This window comes from Alterinioella sp. B-7 (assembly GCF_056857775.1).
This window is the reverse complement of the sequence record NZ_JBSXNT010000025.1, coordinates 29,339-45,776: the sequence shown is the minus strand read 5'-3', so window position 1 is coordinate 45,776 and position 16,438 is coordinate 29,339. Positions and strand designations below refer to the sequence as shown.

At 65.5% G+C, this 16,438-nt stretch carries 13 protein-coding genes; 7 read left to right on the top strand and 6 right to left on the bottom strand.

The genetic code is table 11. The features are described 5' to 3' along the window. Positions 1 to 3: 3 nt before the first annotated feature. The 3 genes from AC13C7_RS06090 to AC13C7_RS06080 form a co-directional block, all read right to left on the bottom strand. Entirely contained in the window at positions 4 to 1,200 is a 1,197-nt protein-coding gene (locus tag AC13C7_RS06090) for a toxic anion resistance protein (protein WP_482866903.1), read from the bottom strand. An 11-nt stretch (positions 1,201 to 1,211) separates the two neighbouring features. Next, complete coding sequence (locus AC13C7_RS06085; RefSeq protein WP_482866902.1) at positions 1,212 to 2,114, bottom strand: 5-bromo-4-chloroindolyl phosphate hydrolysis family protein; 903 nt, start codon at positions 2,112 to 2,114, stop codon at positions 1,212 to 1,214. Positions 2,115 to 2,262: 148 nt separating this feature from the next. Further along, positions 2,263 to 3,114, bottom strand: coding sequence for a TerC family protein (locus AC13C7_RS06080; protein WP_446169480.1), 852 nt, complete (start codon positions 3,112 to 3,114; stop codon positions 2,263 to 2,265). Positions 3,115 to 3,512: 398 nt separating this feature from the next. Here AC13C7_RS06080 and metZ point away from each other — a divergent pair, with 398 nt between their 5' ends. The 3 genes from metZ to AC13C7_RS06065 all read left to right on the top strand — a co-directional run bounded on the left by metZ (position 3,513) and on the right by AC13C7_RS06065 (position 7,138). Next, complete coding sequence (gene metZ, locus AC13C7_RS06075; RefSeq protein ID WP_482866901.1) at positions 3,513 to 4,715, top strand: O-succinylhomoserine sulfhydrylase; 1,203 nt, start codon at positions 3,513 to 3,515, stop codon at positions 4,713 to 4,715. A 126-nt stretch (positions 4,716 to 4,841) separates the two neighbouring features. After that, on the top strand, positions 4,842 to 5,579 hold the full coding sequence (locus AC13C7_RS06070) for a glutamine amidotransferase (protein ID WP_482866900.1): 738 nt from the start codon (positions 4,842 to 4,844) through the stop codon (positions 5,577 to 5,579). A 110-nt stretch (positions 5,580 to 5,689) separates the two neighbouring features. Beyond that, positions 5,690 to 7,138 (top strand): TrkH family potassium uptake protein, encoded by a 1,449-nt coding sequence (locus tag AC13C7_RS06065; protein ID WP_172319825.1) that lies wholly within the window; start codon positions 5,690 to 5,692, stop codon positions 7,136 to 7,138. A 108-nt stretch (positions 7,139 to 7,246) separates the two neighbouring features. Here the strand turns inward: AC13C7_RS06065 and glyS are convergent, their stop codons facing one another. The 3 genes from glyS to AC13C7_RS06050 are packed head-to-tail and all read right to left on the bottom strand — an operon-like array spanning position 7,247 to position 10,999. Then, positions 7,247 to 9,535: a glycine--tRNA ligase subunit beta gene (gene glyS / locus AC13C7_RS06060; RefSeq protein WP_482866899.1), complete on the bottom strand. Its 2,289-nt coding sequence runs from the start codon at positions 9,533 to 9,535 to the stop codon at positions 7,247 to 7,249. Between the two features lies 1 nt (position 9,536). Beyond that, the gene (locus tag AC13C7_RS06055; RefSeq protein WP_482866898.1) at positions 9,537 to 10,061 is read right to left on the bottom strand and encodes a DUF6446 family protein; all 525 of its coding nucleotides are present in this window, start codon (positions 10,059 to 10,061) and stop codon (positions 9,537 to 9,539) included. After that, positions 10,058 to 10,999 (bottom strand): glycine--tRNA ligase subunit alpha, encoded by a 942-nt coding sequence (locus tag AC13C7_RS06050; RefSeq protein WP_482866897.1) that lies wholly within the window; start codon positions 10,997 to 10,999, stop codon positions 10,058 to 10,060. Before AC13C7_RS06050 ends, AC13C7_RS06055 begins: the two co-directional genes overlap by 4 nt. A 181-nt stretch (positions 11,000 to 11,180) precedes the next feature. Here AC13C7_RS06050 and AC13C7_RS06045 point away from each other — a divergent pair, with 181 nt between their 5' ends. The 4 genes from AC13C7_RS06045 (at position 11,181) to AC13C7_RS06030 (ending at position 16,296) form a co-directional block, all read left to right on the top strand. Then, entirely contained in the window at positions 11,181 to 12,932 is a 1,752-nt protein-coding gene (locus AC13C7_RS06045) for a serine protease (RefSeq protein WP_482866896.1), read from the top strand. Positions 12,933 to 13,067: 135 nt separating this feature from the next. Beyond that, on the top strand, positions 13,068 to 13,346 hold the full coding sequence (locus AC13C7_RS06040; RefSeq protein ID WP_482866895.1) for a CopG family ribbon-helix-helix protein: 279 nt from the start codon (positions 13,068 to 13,070) through the stop codon (positions 13,344 to 13,346). Beyond that, positions 13,334 to 13,627 (top strand): type II toxin-antitoxin system RelE/ParE family toxin, encoded by a 294-nt coding sequence (locus AC13C7_RS06035; RefSeq protein WP_482866894.1) that lies wholly within the window; start codon positions 13,334 to 13,336, stop codon positions 13,625 to 13,627. Before AC13C7_RS06040 ends, AC13C7_RS06035 begins: the two co-directional genes overlap by 13 nt. Before the next feature lie 131 nt (positions 13,628 to 13,758). Continuing rightward, entirely contained in the window at positions 13,759 to 16,296 is a 2,538-nt protein-coding gene (locus tag AC13C7_RS06030) for a putative PEP-binding protein (RefSeq protein ID WP_482866893.1), read from the top strand. Positions 16,297 to 16,438: the final 142 nt, after the last annotated feature.

Below are 16,438 nucleotides of genomic sequence, written 5' to 3'. Positions count from 1 at the left end.
GCCCTACCCTCGCGCGGGCACCGAGGTGCCCATGGTGTCGCCCACCCCGTCGCGGCGACCGGAGGCCGAGGCCAGCGTGTCGCGCAGCTCGGTCTCCATCTTCTCCATCTCGACCTCGGCGGCGGCGCGGCGGCGCTTGCCTTCATCGGCGATCTCCAGGCTTTCCTGGATGGTGGCGATCAGCTCGGCATTGGCCTGTTTCACGGCCTCGATGTCGAAGACGCCGCGCTCCATTTCCTCGCGCACCATCTTGTTCGATTCGCGCAGGTTCTTCGCGTTGGCGGTAAGCAGCTCATTGGTGAGGTCATTGGCCTCGCGCACCGCCTTGGCGGCTTCCGTCGAGCGCTGGATGGTCAGCGCCTGCGCCAGTTGGGTTTCCCAAAGTGGCACCGTGTTGACGAGGGTCGAGTTGATCTTTGTCACAAGGCTCTTGTCGTTCTCCTGCACCAGCCGGATCGAGGGCAGCGACTGCATCGTCACCTGGCGGGTCAGCTTCAGGTCATGCACCCGGCGTTCCAGATCGTCGCGCGCCGCCCGCAGGTCGCGCAATTCCTGCGCCTTCATCACCTGGTCATCCTCGGGGGCCGCGTTGACCTCGGCCTCTTTCGCCGGGATCGCCTCTTCGTCCAACTCGCGGATCTTCTCCTCGCCCGCCGCGATATAGAGCGCCAGTTCGTCGTAGAAATTCAACGTCTTGTCATAGAGCTGATCCAGCGACTTGATGTCCTTCATCAGCGTGTGTTCATGCGCCAGAAGGTTGTCGGTGATCTTGTCGATCTGGCCCTGCACATCCTCGTAGCGGGCCAGGAAATTGTGGATCGGCTTGGCCTTGCCGAAGAGACGCTCCCACCAGGAAAGCTTGCGGTTGGGGTCCAGCTCATCGACCGAGAAACCGCGGATGGTGCCGACGATCTCGCGCAAGGAATTGCCCGCGGGCCCGACATCCTTGTTGCGCACCCCGTCCAGCATCGCCTGGGAAATCTGCTGCAATTCCTCCTGCGCGGCGGAACCGAAGCGCACGATGGAATTGGTGTCGCTCATGTCCAGTTCGGCCATGCGCACACGGATTTCCTCGGCGGTCGGCGCGGGCGCCTCGGCCAGCGGCACCAGCTCGCCCGAGGGCTCGGGCAGCACCACGGCGTTGATCGCGTCCACTTCCTGCGCGACGGCCTCGGCCCGTTGGCGAATTTCTTCGGTCATGCGTTCGTTCCTTATCTGTCAATTACCAGGTTTTCGCGGTTCAAACGGTCCCGCAACACTTCAATTTCAACATCCAGGTCGCTTCGGTCGGTCAACAGCATCCGCTGTGTCCGGGCCGAGAAATTATGCTCAAGATCGTCCAGCAGCCGCACGTAATCGGCGCGCACGCCCGCGTCGCGGTTGCGGGCATAGAGATCGGCGAATTTCACCGTCGCATCACGCGCGCCCTGCAAGTAGACGGTCAGGTATTTGCGCGCCTGCGTCAGGTCGCGGGGGTCTTCCTCGACGGTGCGGAACATGGTGCGGACCGTGTCCTGGAACGCCTCGACGCGGCCCTCCAGCATCCGGTCGCCGGCGCGCTTGATCGCGTCCTGCATGCCATCGAGCAGCTTTTCCGCCTCTTCCACTTTCCGCGCCACGCGGTCGGATTGGAAATGGTCGACCCCCTCCAGCGACTTGTCCTTGAGCGGGTCCAGCCCGAAGGAAAACAGGTGCAGCCCGCCCGCGACGGCCCCGATCAGTGGCGCGGTCAGCGCGTTCCACTGGCCGCCAAAGACCAGCAGGCCGGTGCCGATCCCGGTCAGGACCGAGGAGAAGATCTTGCGCGGAATGGCGGGCCGCCGCGCCACCTTGCGTTCCTCATAGGCATCCTCGGCCCGGATCCCGTCGCGCAACAGCCAGGCCGCCAGCAGCAGCGTTGCCGCGCCTGCCATATCGGTGACCATGCCCGCGACGGGCTGGAAGAAGGACGCGGCCAGCGCGATCACCGGCAGCAGGAACAGGATATTGATCCGCGCGCCATAGCGCGCCGGGGCGCGGCCCTTGAAACTGGCCTCGACCAGTGGCGGGGCCTCGGCCTCCACCTCATTCGCCGCGGGATCGGGGCTGAACTTGCCGCCATAGCGCTGCGCCATCTCAGATCGCTCCGAATCCGCCGAAAATGGCGATCATGATGATCACCGTCAACGCCACGAAGGACACGCCCTGCAGGCCCTCTGAACTCATCTCGGTCTCCCTTGCTGCAGCATTAGGATAAGCACGCTGGTTCGCAAAAACCAGACGTTACACACCCTTGACCGGCAAAGGTCCGCGCGCGGCGGCCTCCTGCCGGGCACGGCGTTCCGCCTCCAGCTTGCGGTTGAAGCCCGATTGCAGCGCCTCGACCACGAAAAGCACCACGACCGCGAAGTAGAAGGTCGATTTCGACATCGGAATCAGGGCATAGCCGAAAATGTGGATCGCCATCGCCTCGTCCTGGGTGGCATGTTCGGCGGCAACGCCGGCCTCGCCAAGCAGCACCACGCCCACGATCAGCAGGATGAAGAGGCCCAGGACCTCGTACATCCGGTTCTTCTCGATAAACCGCGTCACGCCATCGGCCAGAAGCAGCATCGCCGCGCCGGACAGCAGGATCGCGGCGGCGAGAATCGGGAAGACATCGGTGATCGCCAGCGCCGACAGGACGGAATCGAAGCTGAAGATCAGGTTCATGGCGACGATCAGGAACACCACCTGCGCCGCCGATTTCTTGTTCTTCTTGCCGACGCCATGGCCCAACTCGTCCAGTGACAGAAGATGCCCGATCTCCTTGACCGCCGTGTACATGATGAAGACGCCGCCGAAGACAAAGACCCCGGTGGCGAAGTTCACACCGCCCTCCAGCACGCCGGGCCAGTTGAAGACATAGAACGGCTCGGCCAGCGCGTCGATCAGGCGGACCATCGCGAACAGAAGCACCACCCGCAGCGCGACGGCCAGCACGATGCCCCAGAACCGCACCCGTTTTTGATGCTCAACCGGGGCGCGCTGGCTTTCGATCGAGATGTAGAGCAGGTTGTCGAACCCCAGGACCGCCTGCAAGAAGCAGAGCATGACGAGGTTGCCGAGATTTTCGAGGGTCAGAAGATCAGTCATCGTCAAAGGCCTTGATTTTTCAATGTTTCCATGTGCCGCAGGGCGGCCGTCCGTGTCGCTGCGCGCAGTTTTTCCGGTTTTCCGCGGCGGGGCAACCCGGTTTCGATCCGTCTTGACGCCCCTTTGCCCGCCCGCTATGCGCTTGGGGCAGTGGCGATTTGTTTACCGGATTGCGGGCCACTATACACTTTGCGTTTACATGGGAAACGAAGGATCAGAATTCGCGTTCGCAATCAGCGGCAGCTGATGAAGAGGCAGAGAATTCTGATACGTCTCTAACGCAAAGTGTTGAAAACAAGCCGCTAAAGAGGTCGCGCATGGGGGCAGGGCCCCTCAAGCCCCGACCGTTCACCGGTGCGGGGCTGTTTCATGCCTCGCACCATCAGGAGACGAGAGACATGACAAAGGGCCCCAGATCCCTGCCCGAGACCCTCCACCCGCGCACCCGCGCCGTGCATGGCGGCACGCGGCGCAGCCAGTATGGCGAGGTCAGCGAAGCCATCTATCTGACGCAGGGTTTCGTCTATGACAGCGCCGAGGCCGCCGAGGCACGCTTCATCGAAAGCGGCCCGGACGAGTTCATCTATGCCCGCTACGGCAACCCCACCGTGCGCATGTTCGAGGACCGGATGGCGCAGCTTGAAGGCACTGAGGACGCCTTTGCGACCGCCAGCGGAATGGCCGCCGTCAACGGCGCGCTGACCGCGATGCTGCGCGCGGGCGATCACGTGGTGTCGGCCAAGGCGCTGTTCGGATCGTGCCTCTATATCCTGGAGGAGATCCTGACCCGCTTCGGGGTCGAGGTCACATTCGTCGATGGCACCGATCTGGACCAGTGGCGCAAGGCGATCCGCCCCGAGACCCGCGCGGTGTTCTTCGAAAGCCTCTCCAACCCGACGCTGGAAGTGATCGACATCAGGGGCGTATCCGACCTGGCCCATGCCGTCGGCGCTTTTGTCGTCGTGGACAATGTCTTCGCCACGCCGGTCCTGCAACGCTCGGCCGATCTGGGGGCGGATGTGGTGGTTTATTCCGCGACCAAGCATATCGACGGGCAGGGGCGCTGTCTTGGCGGTGTGATCTGCGCCAGCCGCGACTTCATCCGCAAGGTGGCGGAACCCTACCTCAAGCATACCGGCGGGTCGCTCTCGCCCTTCAACGCCTGGGTGATGCTGAAATCGCTGGAGACGATGGATTTGCGGGTCCGCGCGCAGGCCGAAACCGCGCAAAAGGTGGCCGAGGCGATGCAGGGCGCAGCGGGGCTGGCCCGCGTGATCTATCCGGGACTGGCCGACCACCCGCAGCACGATCTGAACGCGGCCCAGATGCAGGGCGGCGGCACGATGATGGCGCTGGAACTGGACGGCGGGAAAGAGGCCGCGTTCCGGTTCCTGAACGCGCTTCGGATCGTGCTGATCTCGAACAACCTGGGCGACGCGAAATCCATCATCACCCATCCCGCGACGACAACGCATCAGCGCCTCAGCGAGGATCAGCGCAAGGTGCTCGGCATCACGCCGGGGCTCTTGCGCCTGTCGATCGGGCTGGAGGATGCGGGCGATATCGTGGCCGATCTGAAAGGCGCGCTGGCGGCGGTTTAGCGGCAAGAATTTTGCCCGAAAATTCTTCCCGTCCGAAAAATCTTGCCCAAGATTTTTCGATCCGCTGGCCAAACCGTGGCCCTTGCCCCTAAAGAGGATCACCCGATTGCCGCGACGGACCCGCCCATGACGCCCTTTCTGATCCTGCAACTGCGCCCCGAGGATGAGGCCGCGGATGAGGAATATGCCAGCCTGCTGGCTCGCACCGGCCTGACGCCTTCGGAGACGCATCGCATCCGCCTCGACAAACAGCCGCTGCCCGAGGATCTGGACCTCACCCGCTATTCCGGCGTCATCGTCGGCGGCGGCCCCGGCTGCGTCAGCGACCCGCCCGAGAAGAAGACCGCTGAGGAAGCCAGTATCGAGGTCGCGATCCTGGGGCTCATGCCCGAGATCACCGCGCGCGACATTCCTTACCTCGGCTGCTGCTACGGGCTCGGTATCCTGGCCCATCACCTGGGCGGCGAGGTCAGCCAGGACAGATATGGCGAGGCCATCGGCGGCGTCGATTGCACGCTCACGCCCGAGGGCGCGGTCGATCCGCTCTTTGCCGGCCTGCCGCGCCGCTTCCGTGCGCTCGTCGGCCACAAGGAGGCAGTGCAGGCCACCCCGCCGGGGGCCGTGCATCTGGCCGCCAGCGAGACCTGCCCGATGCAGGTGATCCGCTATGGCCGGAACGTCTATGCCACCCAGTTCCACCCCGAGGCGGACGGGCAGAGCTTTGCCACCCGCATCCGCATCTACCGCGCCAAGGGCTATTTCCCGCCCGACCAGGCCGAGGCCCTGACCGCGGCCTGCCTGGCCGAGGAGATCACCGTGCCGGAACGGATGCTGCGCAATTTCGTGACCCGCTACGCCCGTTGAGCCGCCCGCGAAATCTCTTCGTGAAGAGATTTACACGTTTCTTCGAAGAAACGCCTCCCCCCGCGAATGGACGTTGACAGCCCCGAGCCCACGGGCCAACGCTGCGCCCCATGATTGACCCGCGCCCCGTCGGATATGTGATTGGCCAGCTGGTGCTGGTGCTCGGGCTGACCATGCTGATCCCGATGGCGCTGGATTTCTATCTTGGCAATCCGCATTGGCAGGCGTTCTTCCAAAGCGCGGTGATGACGGCCTTCGCGGGGCTTCTGGTGGTGCTGGCCTGCGCCAACGGGGTCGAGCGGCAGTTGACCATCCAGCAGACCTTCCTCCTGACCACGCTCGTGTGGGTCGCGCTGCCGGTCTTCGGCGCGCTGCCCTTCGTCCTGGGCGCCACCGAGGCGCGCTATGTCGATGCGTTCTTCGAGGCGATGTCGGGCCTGACCACAACCGGGGCCACCGTCTTTACCGGGCTCGACGATCTGCCCGAGGGGCTGAACCTGTGGCGCGGGCTGATGCAGTGGTTCGGCGGCATCGGGATCATCGTCGTCGCCATGGTGTTCCTGCCCGAACTCAGGGTGGGGGGGATGCAGATCTTCCGCTCCGAGGCGTTCGAGACCATGGGCAAGATCCTGCCCCGCGCCGCCGAGATCGCCAAGCAGATCTCGGTCATCTACCTGACCCTGACGGTGGTCAGCGCGTTGACCTACACGGCGCTCGGGATGCAGCCGTTCGAGGCCACGGTCCACGCCATGACCTCGATTTCGACGGGCGGGTTCTCGACCACCGACGATTCCTTTGGCGCCTTCCAGGGCCCGCTGGAATATGCCGCCGTGATCTTCATGATCCTCGCCAGCCTGCCCTTCGTGCGCTACGTGCAGATGGTCGCGGGCACGGCCAAACCCTTCTTCACCGACACCCAGACCCGCGCCTACCTGGCCACGATCGCGATCCTGACGCTGTTTTTCGTGATCTACCGCCTCGTCGTGAATGGCGACCAGCTGGAGCATGGGGTCCGCGAGGCGATCTTCAACGTCACCTCGATCATCAGCGGCACCGGCTATTCCAGCACCGACTACCAGCGATGGGGCCCCTCGGCGGTGGTGATCTTCTTCTTCATCGGCCTCATCGGCGGCTGCGCCGGATCGACGTCATGCTCGATCAAGGTGTTCCGCTACCAGCTCCTGATGACCTCGATCTCGACGCAACTCAAACGTCTCTACGCGCCGCACGGCATCTTCGAGCCGCGCTACGAGGGCCGCAAGGTCAGCGAGGAGGTGCTGTCCTCGGTCATGGCCTTCTTCGTGCTCTTCTTCGTCAGCCTCGGGGTGTTCTCGATCCTTCTGGGCCTGACCGGACTGGACTTCATCACCTCGGTCTCCGGCGCGGCAAGCGCGCTGGCCAATATCGGGCCGGGGCTTGGCCCCATCATCGGCCCCGCGGGCACGTTCGAGCCGCTGGAGGACACCGCGAAATGGATCCTGGCCGTGGCGATGCTGGTCGGGCGGCTGGAGCTGATGGCGGTCTTCGTGCTGTTCACCGCCCGGTTCTGGCGCGGCTGAGGGGGCGGGTGGACCGCCCTGACGGGCGGTTGCCTTCGGCGAGGATATTTGAAGAACAAAGAAGGGGGGGGCCGCGTTAAGGTTAACCGGGCGGGGATGGGGACGGCGTCAGCCTTCTAGCCTGGAGAGGTCCGCGATCTTGCCGCAGGCGGCGGTGATCTCATGCAGCAGGTTCAGGCGGTTGCGGCGCAGGATCTCGTTCTCGGCATTGACCTGCACCGTGTCGAAGAAGGCATCGATCGGCGCGCGCAGATCGGCCAGCGCAGACATCGCTGCGGCGAAGTCGTCTTGTTCCAGCGCGGCCGTCACGGTCGTATTGGCCCGCTCCAGCGCCGCGAACAGCGCGCGTTCCTCGTCGGTCTCGGCGAATTTGGCATCGGCCCCGTAGCGGTACTCCACCCCGTCCTTCTCCTCGGCCTGCGCCAGGATATTGGCGGCGCGCTTGTAGCCCTGCACGAGGTTTTCGCCATCGCTCGTTGCAAAGAAGGCCGAGAGCGCCTCGGCTCGTTTGACCAGCAGCGTGAGGTCGTCATTGGCGGGCATGGCAAGGCAGGCGTCGATGATGTCGTGACGGATGTTCTGGTCGCGCAGATGGACCTTGAGGCGGTCGTGGAGGAAGGCGAGGAGGTCGTGAATTGCCTGCTTTGAATCTCGGATCCATCCTTGAATCTCCTCATTCATCAAATTGAGTTCGGGCATACGTTCGCTTCGTGCCGCCCTGAACCGCTCCTGCAATCGCACTAGCTCAACAAGATAGTCTGTTGGCGAAAGTCCCTCTAATTTCTTTAGGTCAAACGTTTCCTCAAGTTTGGATCGCTCCATTTCGATTGCTTCTGTTTCCGCCTTCAAGTTACGCCCACGTGTCAAGTGTCTGACAACTGCGTCGGAAAGAAAACTGCCTTCCATCTCCACCCGCAACCCATTCCCCAACACCAACCGAATAACCCCAAGCGCCGCGCGCCTCAACGCAAACGGATCCTTCGACCCAGTCGGTTTCTCGTCAATCGCCCAGAACCCGGTCAGCGTGTCCAGCTTGTCGGCCAGCGCGACGGCCACGGAAACCGGGCTGGTCGGCACATCGTCAGTCGGCCCGAGCGGCGAATAATGCTCCTCTGCCGCCTTCGCGACCGCCTCGCCATAGCCCGCGGCCTGCGCGTAATAGCGGCCCATCAGCCCCTGCAATTCGGGGAACTCATAGACCATTTCCGAACTCAGATCGGCCTTGGCGATCCGCGCCGCCTGTTCGGCCTCATCGGCATCCGCGCCGACCACCGGGGCCAGCTCCCGCGCCAGCGCGGCGATGCGGTCAATGCGGGCGGCCTGCGTGCCGAGCTTGCGGTGGAAGGTCACGTTTTCAAGCGCTTGTGTCCATTGGCTCATGTCCGTTTTCGCCACGCGCAGGTCGTTTTCCCAGAAGAATTTCGCATCCGACAGCCGCGCGGTCAGCACCTTGGAATTGCCCGCAAGGATGGTGGCGCCGTGATCGGCGGTTTCGCGATTTGCAACGGTGATGAAGCGCTCGATCCGGGCGGTTTTGGGGTTCTTCACCGAAAAGAACTTCTGGTGCTCGCGCATCGAGGTTTGCAGCACCTCGGGCGGCAGCTCCAGGAACGCCGCGCCGATCTCGCCCATCAGGACCACGGGCCATTCGACCAGCCCCGCGACCTCGGCCAGCAGCCCCTTGTCCTCGACCACTTCCAGCCCTGCGGCGAAGGCGGCGTTGGTGGCGTCGTTCCAGATCGTGGCGGCACGGTCCTCGGCGGACAGCACCACATGTGCGCGCTTCAATTTGCCTGCGTAATCGTCGAAGGAGGTGACGGAAAACGCCTCCGGCCCCATGAAGCGGTGGCCGCGTGTCGTGTCGCCCGAGGCGATGCCGTCGACGTCGAACGGCACCACCGAGGCCCCGTTCTCATCCGTCAGGATGCACAGGATCGAATGCAGCGGGCGCACCCATCTGAGGCTGCCCGCGCCCCACCGCATCGACTTGGGCCAGGGGAAATTGCGAATCACGGCCGGAATCAGCTCGGCGATGATCGCGTCGGCCTTGCGCCCCGGCCTGGTGATCTGCGCGAACCAGGTCTGGCCCTTCTTGTCGTCGCGCATTTCCAACTGGTCGCGGGTCAGGCCCGTGGCGCGCAGGAACCCCTCAAGGGCCTTCTCGGGCGCATCGGCGCGCGGGCCCTTGCGCTCCTCGGTCACGGTGGGGCTTTCGCCGGTCAGCCCCTCGACGGTCAGGCACAATCGGCGCGGGGTCGCGAAGGCCCCGGCGCTGGCATAGGTCAGCCCCGCCTCGACCAGCCCGTCGGTGACCAGTTTCTTGAGGTCGGCGGCGGCGCGGGTCTGCATCCTTGCGGGGATTTCCTCGGAGAAGAGTTCGAGCAGAAGATCGGGCATATCAGTTGCTTTCCGGCGGCGGCGGGCAGGTGTCCGGGACGGGATCGCCATCATAGACGGCCTCGCCGCAGGGGTTGATCTGGTGCCAGGCATAGCCCCGGCCATCCTGGCCGACCATCACGATGCGGTCGAAGCCGTAGATGAAATTGCCCTCGCCCAGAAAGGCCAGCGCGGTGCCATCCTCCAGCGCCTGCGTCAGCGCGCCCGCGTCATAGCAGTCGAACCATCCGGGCGTGTTGAGCGGCGTGGCATCGGGGTAGGGCCGGTAGGACTCGGTCATTGTGGCCAGGCTGACCGGCGTGGTGAAACAGGCCCGGAAGCGCAGGGGCGAGCTGTCGGCGTCGATGGCCTCGACATCCGTGACCGGCAGCGGTTCGGCCACCCCGTCAAAGGTGGTCGCGGAGATGGTCACGGCGTCGGCGCTGACCGGCTCGTAAAAGGCGCGCGTCTCGGTGAACCAGAGCAGCCCCCCGGCCGTCGCGGCGGAGAGGACAAGCAGCGTTGCCACGATGCGACCGCTACTCATTGCGCGCCCTCCAGGTCGAACCCGCCCGCCTCGGTCTGCACGAAGGCATCGGCGCAGGCACGGGTCAGCGCGCGCACCCTTCCGATATAGGCCTGACGCTCGGTGACCGAAATCACCCCGCGCGCGTCCAGCAGGTTGAACAGATGCGACGCCTTGATCGCCTGGTCATAGGCGGGATGCGCCATGATGATGCGCTTGCCCGTCTTGGGGTCTTCCGCCGGGGCAGCCAGGATGGCCTGGCATTCGGCCTCGGCATCCTCGAAATGCTTCAGCAGTGCGTCGGTATTGGCGATATCGAAATTGTAGCGGCTGTGCTCTTCTTCCGTCTGGCGGAACACGTCGCCATAGCTCAGCGGAATGGGCGCGCCCGGGTCGTTGAACGGCATCTCCATGACGTGATCGACGCCCAGGATATACATCGCCAAGCGCTCCAGCCCATAGGTCAGCTCGCCCGAAACGGGTGCGCAGTCATGCCCGCCGACCTGCTGGAAATAGGTGAACTGGCTGACCTCCATGCCGTCGCACCAGACCTCCCAGCCCAGGCCCCAGGCGCCCAATGTGGGGCTTTCCCAGTCATCCTCGACAAAGCGGATGTCGTGGGTTTCCATGTCGATCCCGATGGCCTCAAGCGAGCCGAGATAGAGCGCCTGCAAATCCGGCGGCGAGGGTTTGATCAGCACCTGGTACTGGTAATAATGCTGCAACCGGTTCGGGTTCTCGCCATAGCGCCCGTCGGTCGGACGGCGCGAGGGCTGGACATAGGCCGCGGCCCAGGGCGTGGTGCCGAGGCTGCGCAGCGTGGTCGCGGGATGGAACGTGCCAGCCCCCACCTCCATGTCATAGGGTTGCAGCATCGCGCAGCCCTGCCTGGCCCAGTAGGTCTGGAGCGCCAGGATGATCTCCTGAAAGCTGCGCGGCTTGGTTTGGGTCTTGGCCATGGCTCGGGGTTCCCGGAATTGACGCGAAAGGCAGGGGTTCCATACGTGCCACCCTTGGCAGGGTCAATTGGCGCTTGGGGCAATTTTCTGGTGCAGCGTCGGCGCGTTCTGCTACGCTGCCGCCGGAACAAGGCGGGCCAGGCCCGTGGGCATGAAGGGGTTTGCACCGATGAGATTGGCCGTGCGGCATATATTTCTTTGCGTATTCATCATTCTGGGAACCATCGTTGCGCAGACCGGCAGCGCCACCGCGCAGGAGGGCCGTGTCTGGGTCCAGCTCGAGGCGCATCCCGACCTCGCCACCGCCGAGGCCCGCGTGCGCGCCTATAGCCGCGTGATGCAGAACGTGAACGGCTACCGGCTGCGCTCGGGCTGGTACGCCATCGCGCTCGGGCCGTTCGACCAGGGCGATGCCACCGCCGCATTGAGCGCGTTGCAGGGGCAGGGGCTGATCCCCGCCGATGCCTACCTGGCCGAGCCCGAGATCTACGCGCAGCAATTCTTTCCCATCGGCACCAACAACCTGACCGGGGGTGACACCGCGCCCGCAACCGTGACGCAAGCCCCCGAAACCCCCGCGACCCCGCCCGACCCCGTCGCCGCGCCCGAGGAAACCGTGGCCGAGGCGCGCAGCAGCGAGGCGCAGCTTGACCGTGAGGCGCGCGAGGCGCTTCAGATCGCGCTGCAATGGTTCGGCTACTACACCTCCGGCATCGACGGTGCTTTCGGCCCCGGCACCCGTGGCGCGATGCGCCAATGGCAGGCCGCGCAGGGGGTGGAGGAGACCGGCGTGCTGACCACCCGTCAGCGGGCCGACCTGCTGGCGCAATATCAGGGCGCGCTGGCCGAATTGGGGATGCAGACCGTGCGCGACGAACGCGCGGGGGTAGAGATCGACCTGCCGCTGGCCATGGTCGAGTTCGCCCGCTACGAATTTCCCTTCGCCCAGTTCGACAGCGTTGACAATTCCGGCGTTCGCGTCCTCTTGATCAGCCAGGAGGGCACCCGCGCCACGCTTGGCGGCCTTTACGAGATCATGCAGACGCTGGAAATCGTGCCGCTGGAGGGGGAACGCAACCGCTCGGCCGACAGCTTCGAGCTGACCGGCCTCAGCGAGACCCTGCGCAGCCACACCATCGCGCGGCTCCAGGATGGGCAGATCAAGGGCTTCACCCTGATCTGGACGCCCGAGCGCGACCAACAGATGGCCCGTGTCCTGCCGATGATGGAGGCGAGCTTTGCCACTTTCGGCGGCACGCTCGACCCCGGCGCGGTCGATCCCGGCCTCGATCAGGGCGTCGACCTGATGGCGGGGCTGGAGGTGCGGCGACCCGCCCTGGCGCGCACCGGCTTCTACGTCGATGGCAGTGGCACCGTCCTGACCACCTCCGAGGCCGTGGCCTCCTGCACGCAGGTCATCGTCGATCAGCAATACGAGATGAGCGTGGCCTATGATGACCCCGCCACCGGCATCGCGGTGCTGCGCCCGACGCAGGCGCTGGCCCCCTCGACCTTCGCGGGTTTCGCCCAGATCGCGCCGCGGCTGCGCTCGGACATCGCGGTGGCGGGCTATCCCTATGACGGCGCGCTTGGTGCGGCCTCGCTGAATTTCGGCACGCTGGAGGAATTGCAGGGCCTGGATGGCGACGAGAACCTGCAACGCCTGGCGCTGGCGATCGAACCCTCCGAGGCCGGGGCCCCGGTGCTGGACGCCAACGGGGCGGTCCTGGGCATGCTCCTGCCCGAGCCATCAACGGGCCGCGCCCTGCCCGAAGGCGTCAGTTTCGCCCTGCGGGCCGACCGGTTGCAGGCGCTGCTGGCCGAGGCCGGCATCCAGGTCAGCCCCGCTGCGGAACAGCCCGACCCCCTCAGCCGCAATGCGCTCGCCCGATACGGCATGGACCTTGCGGTGCTGGTGACCTGCTGGAACTGAGGCGCGGTCCCATGTGACGCGTGAAAGGCGGTCCGGGAAAGGGCCGCCTTTCTCATGTCTATGGGCGGCGCATGGACAGACCGGGCGCAAACATCTAAGGTAGCGTAAGGTATTACCTCGTATCGGGAGCGGCCCATGGCATCGGCAACATCCGTCAAGCTCGACGACGACATGAAAGCGCGCGTCCGGCACCTGGCCGAGGCGCGGAAACGCACATCCCACTGGATCATGCGCGAAGCCATTTCCCAATATGTCGAGCGCGAGGAACGGCGCGAGGCCCTGCGCCACGAGACGCTCGAGGCATGGAAGGAGTTTCGCGAAACCGGGCAGGGCGCGACCGCGGAAGAGGTCGATCGCTGGTTGCAAAGCTGGGGACGTGCCGATGAACGCCCCGCCCCCGAATGCGGCAAGTGACGGTCGCCCCGGCGGCGATCCGGGATTTGCAACGCATCCGCGATTTCCTTCGACCCAAGAACCCCGACGCGGCCAGACGGGCGGGCGAGGCGATCCGGCAGGGCGTGCGGATCCTGGGCACGCAGCCGCGCCTTGGCCGGATGATCGACGACCTCCCCGAGGCGTATCGTGAATGGCTGATCGACTTCGGCGACAGCGGCTATGTCCTGCGCTATCGCATCGACGGTGACGCGGTGACGATCCTGGTGATCCGACGCCAGAGCGAGGCGGGGATGCCCTGACCGTTCCCCGTTCGCGCACGCAGCGGCGGACCGGCCCCCGCCATTTCGCACCTGCAGCATGAAACACTGGACCCGGCGCATCAATTCTCTATGGTCGCAGCCAACGCCCCTTTCGCAGATGCAACACCCCCATGCCGCAGCCCCCCGACATGATCCAGATCACGCCGACCGCCGAGGTCACGGCGGGCCTGCATGGCAGCCGGGCCAAGTGCCTGCAACGCCTTGTGCGGCTCGATCTGCCGGTGCCCCTGTCGGTGGCATTGTCCTCGGACACGGTTCACGGGCTTGCCGAGGGGCATCTGCCCGACATCGCCCGGCTCTGCGCGATCTTCGACGAGGGCGACCTCCTGTCGGTGCGCGCCTCCAGCCAGTCGCCCGATTGGGGCGGGCCGGGGACGGTGCTCAATATCGGCATGAACGACGCCATCGCGCAGCGCATCGCGGCGGAGCATGGGCAAAGCGCGGCCGAGGCGCTCTACCTCTCCTTCATCCGCGCCTATGCGGTAGATGTGCTGCGCCTCGACGAAGACCTCTTCGCCGATCCCATGACCCCGCGCATCGCCAAGGCCCATTTCGAGGACGAGATGGAGGAGCCGTTTCCGCAGGATATCGAGACCCAACTGACCGAGGTGCTGCGCTCGATGGCGCGCGCCTGGGAGGGGACATCGGCCCGCCTCCTGCGCCGGGCCAAGGGCGCGCCGCCCGATGCCGGCCTGGGGCTGGTCGTGCAACGCATGGCGCTTGGCCTCGGCAAGGGGGAAACCGGGGCGGGCGTGGTGCAATATGTCTCGTCCGATACCGGCGAGGCGCAGATCACCGGGCGTTACCTGCCGCAAAGCCAGGGCCGCGCCGCGCTGCGCGAGAACGACGCGCAATTCATCGAGAAAGACCCGCGCGGGCCCTCGCTGGAGGATCGCTGCCCGGAACAGGTCGCGGCCCTGCGCGCGGCGGGCGAATTGATGCGCACCCGCCTGCGCGAGGAGATGCAGATCGAGTTCACGCTGCTGGACGGCCAGCTTTCCATCCTCGACGCCGTGATGGTGCCGCGCACGGCCCGCGCCGAGGTGCGCATCGCGGTCGATCTGGCCAAGGACGGCGTGATCCCGAAACACGAGGCGCTGACCCGCATCGCGCCCTTTACCCTCAACCAGCTCATGCACCGCCAGGTCAGCCCGAATGGCCCGCGCGACGTGCTGACCCGTGGCATCGCCGCCGCACCGGGGGCGGCCACCGGCAAGATCGTGTTTTCCGCCGCCGCCGCACAGGCCGCCCAATCGCGGGATGAGCCCTGCATCCTGGTGCGCCGCGAAACCAGCCCCGAGGATATCAGGGGCATGCACGCCGCCGATGCGATCCTGACCGAACGCGGCGGCACCACCAGCCACGCCGCCGTCATCGCGCGCGGGCTTGGTGTTCCCTGCGTCGCCGGGGCCACCGATCTGCAACTGAACATGCGCAAGAAGACCCTGACCGTGCCGGGGCGCAAGATCTTCCACGAGGGCGACATCATCACCGTCGATGGCAGTTCGGGGCAGATCCTGGCCGGTGCCGCCAAGATGATCGAGCCCAATATGGGCGGGGCTTTTGCCACGCTCCTCGAATGGGCCGACGAGGCGCGCGATATCGGCATCCGCGTCAATGCCGACACGCCCGAGGATGCCCGCCTGGCGCTGACTTTCGGCGTCGACGGCATCGGGCTGTGCCGCACCGAACACATGTTCTTCGACCCCATCCGCCTGACCGTGATGCGCGAGATGATCTTTGCCGAGAACGCGGGCGACCGCGCCGCCGCGCTCGACCGCCTGCTGCCGATGCAGCGCGACGATTTCACCGAGCTTTTCTCGCTGATGCAGGGGCGTCCGGTCTGCATCCGCCTCTTCGATCCGCCGCTGCATGAATTCCTGCCCGGCGACCGAGACGGCATCCGCGCCCTGGCCGAGGCGCTGGACCTGCCCGTCAGCCGCGTCGCCGCCCGGATCGAGCAGTTGCAGGAATTCAACCCGATGCTCGGCATGCGCGGCGTGCGTCTCGGCATCACCATGCCCGAGATCTACGAGATGCAGGCCCGCGCCATCTTCGAGGCGGTGGCGGCCACCATGCGAGCGGGCCATGCCGCCATGGCCGAGATCATGATCCCGCTGGTCAGCGCCAAGCGCGAGGTGGAGCTGATCAAGGACCGCATCGACGCCATCGCGGCCTCGGTCCGGCGCGAAACCGGGCAGGACATCGCCTTTCGTCTCGGCGTCATGGTCGAAACGCCGCGCGCCGCCCTGCGCGCGGGCGAGATCGCGGAACATTCCGCCTTCCTCTCGTTCGGGACCAATGACCTGACACAGATGACCTATGGCCTGTCGCGCGACGACGCGGGCAAGTTCATGTCGGCCTATGTCAACCAGGGCGTCTTCGTCGAGGATCCGTTCCAGCGGCTGGACACGGACGGGGTGGGCGAATTGCTGCATCTGGGTGCGGCACGCGGGCGCGCGGTCAAGCCCGGCATAACGCTGTCGATCTGCGGCGAACATGGCGGCGACCCCGATTCGATCGCGTTCAGCCGCGAGGCCGGGTTCACCTATGTCTCCTGCTCGCCCTTCCGGGTGCCGGTGGCGAAGCTGGCGGCGGCACAATTGGCCGTGAAAGCCCCGCAAACATTGTCCGATTCCGACACATAATCGCCCCGATCCCCCACCATTACCCTTCATCAAGAGACGAGTCCGGCCACTGCCCGCCCGTTCGGCGGCTGTTAACCCGGCATCGTTAAACAAGGCCGCAGCGCGGCTGATCGAGGATGAAGCAGGCCGGACCGACCGGCAG